The organism is Gemmatimonas sp. (genome assembly GCF_044376735.1).
In the GTDB taxonomy this organism is placed as follows: Bacteria; Gemmatimonadota; Gemmatimonadetes; order Gemmatimonadales; family Gemmatimonadaceae; genus Gemmatimonas.
On sequence record NZ_JBILKJ010000176.1, the window covers coordinates 1 to 5,138 of the forward strand.

At 68.1% G+C, this 5,138-nt stretch carries 4 protein-coding genes and 1 tRNA gene; 1 reads left to right on the forward strand and 4 read right to left on the reverse strand.

Annotated features, from left to right (window positions below; all coding sequences use genetic code 11):
- Window positions 1–10 precede the first annotated feature (10 nt).
- A tRNA-Pro gene (locus tag ACIRA7_RS14755) sits at window positions 11–84 on the reverse strand.
- Between the two features lie 157 nt (window positions 85–241).
- Between ACIRA7_RS14755 and ACIRA7_RS14760 the strand changes: the two genes are divergently transcribed.
- On the forward strand, window positions 242–2,899 hold the full coding sequence (locus ACIRA7_RS14760; RefSeq protein WP_396221610.1) for a DUF5916 domain-containing protein: 2,658 nt from the start codon (window positions 242–244) through the stop codon (window positions 2,897–2,899).
- Between the two features lie 33 nt (window positions 2,900–2,932).
- On the opposite strand, the gene ACIRA7_RS14765 is transcribed toward ACIRA7_RS14760, so the two are convergent.
- The 3 genes from ACIRA7_RS14765 to ACIRA7_RS14775 all read right to left on the reverse strand — a co-directional run.
- Window positions 2,933–3,757: a PPK2 family polyphosphate kinase gene (locus tag ACIRA7_RS14765; protein WP_396221611.1), complete on the reverse strand. Its 825-nt coding sequence runs from the start codon at window positions 3,755–3,757 to the stop codon at window positions 2,933–2,935.
- Window positions 3,757–4,212, reverse strand: a complete 456-nt coding sequence (locus tag ACIRA7_RS14770) for a pyridoxamine 5'-phosphate oxidase family protein (protein ID WP_396221612.1) — start codon at window positions 4,210–4,212, stop codon at window positions 3,757–3,759. Before ACIRA7_RS14770 ends, ACIRA7_RS14765 begins: the two co-directional genes overlap by 1 nt.
- Window positions 4,209–5,138, reverse strand: a 930-nt coding sequence (locus tag ACIRA7_RS14775) for a cation diffusion facilitator family transporter (RefSeq protein WP_396221613.1), incomplete at its 5' end; no start/stop codon positions are given. The genes ACIRA7_RS14770 and ACIRA7_RS14775, both read right to left, overlap by 4 nt.

Here is a 5,138-nt window from a genome sequence, read left to right on the forward strand (position 1 = left end):
CCCCACAACATCGGGATGACAGGATTCGAACCTGCGACCCCCTGAACCCCATTCAGGTGCGCTACCGGGCTGCGCCACATCCCGTCGCGGAATACCAATCCGCGGACAGAACGAAGAACGTAACGCCCTCCCCCGCGCCATACCAGTGCCCGCCCACCGCTTTCCTGTTCCTTGAACGCGCAGGCGCCCTGCCGCGTACTCTGGCAGTCAGCTCTTTCTGCCCGCCTCTGCTGAGTACTGCGTGATCTGTATAGCGCGTCGTGTTGCCCGTGCCCGCTCCACCGCGTCGCTGGCGATCGCCATCGCCGCCCTGTTCGCCCTTCCCACCAACCGCCTCGACGCGCAGCCCTCGCCCAAGATCGCCCGCGCCGTGCGCGTGTCGCGCGCCCCCCGCATCGACGGGCGGCTCGACGACGCCGCGTGGGCGCGCATGGAGCCCATCACCGATTTCGTGCAGCGGCAGCCCCGCGAGGGCCAGGCGCCCACCGAAGCCACCGAAGTGTTCATCGCCTACGACGCCGACGCGCTGTACGTGGGCGCGCGCATGCGACGCCGCGATATGAAGGCGCTGGCCCGCGCGATGACCCGCCGCGACGGCTTCGGCAACGCCGAACGGTTCACCGTCACCTTCGATCCGCAGATGGACCGGCGCACCGCCGTAGGCTTCGGGGTGTCGGCGGCCGGCGTCCGCTCCGACTTCCGCCACACGCAGGACGACGACATGCGCGGGCGCGAAAGCCAGTACGACCCCGTCTGGACCGCCGCCACCCGCGAAGACGACAGCGGCTGGACGGCCGAACTGCGCATTCCGTTCTCGCAGCTCCGGTTCCCCCAGGTCGAGCGGCAGCGATGGGGACTGCAGATCGACCGGTGGATGCCCGACAAGAACGAGGACATCCAGTGGGCGATGGTCCCGCCGCGCGAAACGGGCTACGTGTCGCGCTTCGGTACGCTGGAAGGGCTGGACGGCGTGTCACCCACCCGCCCCGTGGAGTTCATGCCCTACGTGGCCGGCGACGCCACGCGGCGCGCCACGGCGACCGTGGCGAATCCGCTCAATCGTCCGTTTGCGGGGCGCATGGGAATCGACGCCAAGACGGCCCTGGGCTCCAGCCTCACCCTCGACGCCACGGTGAATCCGGACTTCGGGCAGGTGGAAGCCGACCCCGCCGAAGTGAACCTGAGCGCCTTCGAAACGTTCTTCGACGAACGCCGCCCGTTCTTCACGGAAGGCAGCGAGATGGTGCGCGGCAACGGGGCGCAGTACTTCTACCCGCGGCGCATCGGCGCCCCGCCCCACGGCTCCGCCACCGGTGATTTCGTGGACATTCCGCGCAACAGCACCATCCTTGGCGCCGCCAAGCTCACCGGTCGGTTGCCGAGCCGATTGTCCATCGGTGCGATCACGGCCGTGACCGCATCCGAGCAGGCGCGCGTGTTCCGCGCCGACTCCGGGCGCACCACGACCGTGCCGGTGGAGCCGCGCTCGTCGTATGGCATCCTGCGCCTGCAGCAGGAAATCGGGCGTCAGGCCTCCACCGTCGGTGCGTCGTTCAGCACTGTGCAGCGCAGCATGGGGAGTCAGCCTACGCTGGCCGGGCTGCTGGCGCGCGAGAGCTACTTCGGCGGCGCCGACTGGCGTATCCGCCTTCAGCAGGGCAAGTACGCTATCAGCGGCTTCGTGGCAGGCACGTATGTGGCCGGCGATACGGCATCGATCCGCCGGCTGCAGATCGCCAACTCCCGGCTCTTTCAACGCCCCGACCGCCGCACCACGGTGTACGACCCGCTCAAGACGTCGCTGACGGGCTACTCGGCCCAGCTCCGCGCCGACAAGGATGCGGGTCGGCGCATCTTGTGGGGCGCCGAGGTGAAGCTCGAGTCACCGGGCTTCGAGATGAACGATCTTGGCCGGTTGCAGTCCACCGACGACATCGAGTACAACGCCGACCTGCAGATCCGCGAAACCACCCCCGGCCGGTTTCTGCAGAACTGGCGGCTCGGGTTCGAGACGCGCGGCGCGTGGAACTTCGAGGGCACGCATCAGCTGAACACGTGGACGCAGAACAGCAGCGCCCAGCTGAAGAATTTCTGGAATCTCAACGTGCGCTCGACCATCGCGCTGCCCACGGTGGACGACGCCGTGACGCGCGGCGGGCCGTACATGGGGCTGCCGCGCGAGTTCCGGCAGGAGTTCCGCATCAACAATCCGTTTGGCGCCAAAACCGGCTGGCGCGTGAACGGCGGCTACGGCGTGGACGAATTCGGCGCGTGGCGCCGCAACGTGTCGGGACAACTCACCCTCCGACCGTCGCCACGCGTGTCGGTGTCGATGGAGCCCACGGTGCAGTCGGGTACCGAACCGCGGCAGTACGTCACGCGCATTGCGGGGGGCGCGCGCACCTACGGCAACCGGTACGTGTTCGCGTTCATCGACCGCACCACGATTTCCACGAAGCTCCGCGCCAACTACGCGTTCTCGCCCAATCTGTCGCTCGAGGGCTACGCCGAGCCGTTCGTGGCCACCGGCCACTACTCGCGCTTCGGTGAACTGAGCGCACCGCGCAGCCGCCTGCTGCGCGAGTACGGCACCGACGGCACCACCGCGACGGTCGATTCGATTGGCACCCTCACGGTCACCGACGGCGGCTCGACCTTCACGATCAGCAATCGCGACTTCAACGTGCTGTCGTTTCGCTCCAACGTGGTCATGCGGTGGGAATGGACGCCGGGGAGCACGTTCTTTTTGGTGTGGCAGCAGAACCGTCGTACCGCCGAAGCCTTTGGCGACCCGGCCCGGGCCACTGACTTGCTCCGCACCACGCGCGCCGGCGGCGACAACTTCCTGGCGGTGAAGGTCAGCTACTGGCTGCCCGTGCGCTTCGGCGGCCGCTCGTAGGCTGGCGCGCGGCGTGTTGCAACACGCAGCGCGTCAGGCGAATCCGGCAGCGGCGGCCCGCACGGCGTCGTCCATGGGCGGGAAGGCGGACTTGGTGGCTTCGAGCGTCTCCACCAGCATGCGCGCGATGAGATGGTTGCGCACCGCCTTGTCGTCGGAGGGCACCACGTACCACGGTGCCCACGGCGTGCTGCACCGTTCGAGCACCTCGCGATACGCGTCGGTGTAGGCGTCCCAGCGATCGCGGTCCTTCAAGTCGTCCAGACGAAACTTCCAGTTCTTGGTGGGATCGTCGAGGCGCGCCGTCAAGCGGGCATGCTGCTCTTCGCGCGACACGTGCAGCAGGCACTTGCGGATGATCACGCCGTTGTCGGTGAGCATGCGCTCGAAGGTGTTGATGTGCTCATAGCGGGCGCGCCACACCGCCTTCGGGACGAGTTCCCGCACGCGCACCGCGAGCACGTCTTCGTAGTGCGAGCGATTGAACACGCCGACCATGCCGCGCGGCGGCACCACCTGATGCACGCGCCACAGGAAGTCGTGCCGCAGTTCGAGCGGCGTGGGGGGACCGAAGGCGGCCACCTGCACGCCGGTGGGGTTGAAGGCGCCGTACACCGTCTTGATGACGCCGTCCTTGCCGGAGGCGTCGCGCCCCTGGAGCACCAGCAGCAAGGCGTGCCGGCCATCGGCGTGAAACGCGGCCTGCAGTGCGGAGAGGCGCGTGAGCAGCCCCTGCGTGGACGCCTCGAGCGCCGTCTTGTCGATCGGGCCGTCCACGCGGGCGGCTTTGCTGCCCAGCCTGATCCGGTCGTTCGCCTCGACCGGCGTGAGCTGCAGCGCTGTCGGTCCGTTCGCCATCAGTCGGTCCCGCCGATCGTGGCGGCACGGCCCGTCATCTCCTGCACGGCGATCATGAATGCCAGTTCGCGCGCCGGTGTGGGATCGTTGGCATCGAACGCGGTGGGGACGAGCGTACGGAACCGCTCGACCGCCCGCGCGTACTGCGCGATCTCCTTGGGCGATCCGTTGGGATCGGGGAACTCGATGCGTCCATGCACCACCACGCTGCGCCACTCGAACAGCGCGCGGACCTCGTCGACTTCGAAGGCGATCCAGGGATGATGCGCCAGCACGGTCACCTTGCTGCCGAACTGCGTGCGCCCGTAGATGTAGCCATCGGCGTACACGTAGTGAATGGGCTCGATGTCGACGCGATCGCGGAAGCTGAAGGCGAGGCGTCCGACCTGCTGTGACAGGAGCAGCGCCTCGCACTCCGCCCGGTCCAGCACGTGAAAGTCAGGCTGATGGGTCATGATTTCTCCGTCGGCTCGAACGGCTCCATGTGAATAAGCACCCCCAGCGCGGCCGGCACCTGCCGCCGGATCGCGGTCTTCACCATCCCCGACAGAATGTGCGCATCATGGAGGGAAAGCGCAGGATCGGCCTGCACGTGAATGTCCACATAGAACGCGGTGCCCGACTTCCGGATCTTCAGCTTCTCTACCGCCAGTACGCCGGGGGTGGTGAGGGCTGCATTGGACACGGTGGCCAGGATGGCCGGCTCGGGTGCGCGGTCCATGAGGTCACGCAACGCGGTGCGCAGCAGCAGCCCGCCGTTCACGAGGATGACCCCGGCGGCCACCAGCGCCGCCCAATCGTCGGCCGGCTCCCACCCCGGCCCGCCGATCAGCGCGATCGTGATGCCGATGAACGCCGCACCGGAGGTAATCGCATCGGCGCGGTGATGCCACGCATCGGCCGCCACGACCACGCTCCCAGACGCTGCACCGACCGCCATCACCCGTTTGGCCAGCAGCTCCTTGACCACGATGACCACGGCCAGCACCAGCAGCGTCCACCAGGCAGGGGCGTGATGCGGCGTGCGGATCTCCGCGATCGCCTCGATGGCGATGCCCGCGGACGCGCCAAGCATCAGGGCCGATACCGCAGCCGCGGCGAGCGCCTCAGCGCGCCCATAGCCGAACGGATAGCGCTCGTCGGGGTCACGGCTGGCAATGCGGAGGCCACTCCACACCACGAGCGACCCGACCATGTCGGTCGAACTCTCGACCGCGTCGGCGACCAAGGCGTACGAGTTGCCGAGGAGCCCGGCCACCAACTTGATGGCGGCCAACCCCGCATTGATGACCAGGCCAAGCTGCGCGAGGCGCTGGGACTGCGGAACGGGGGGACGGGGGGCGGGTTCCGGGCGCATTGCTGTAGAAAGGTAGCGAGGAAC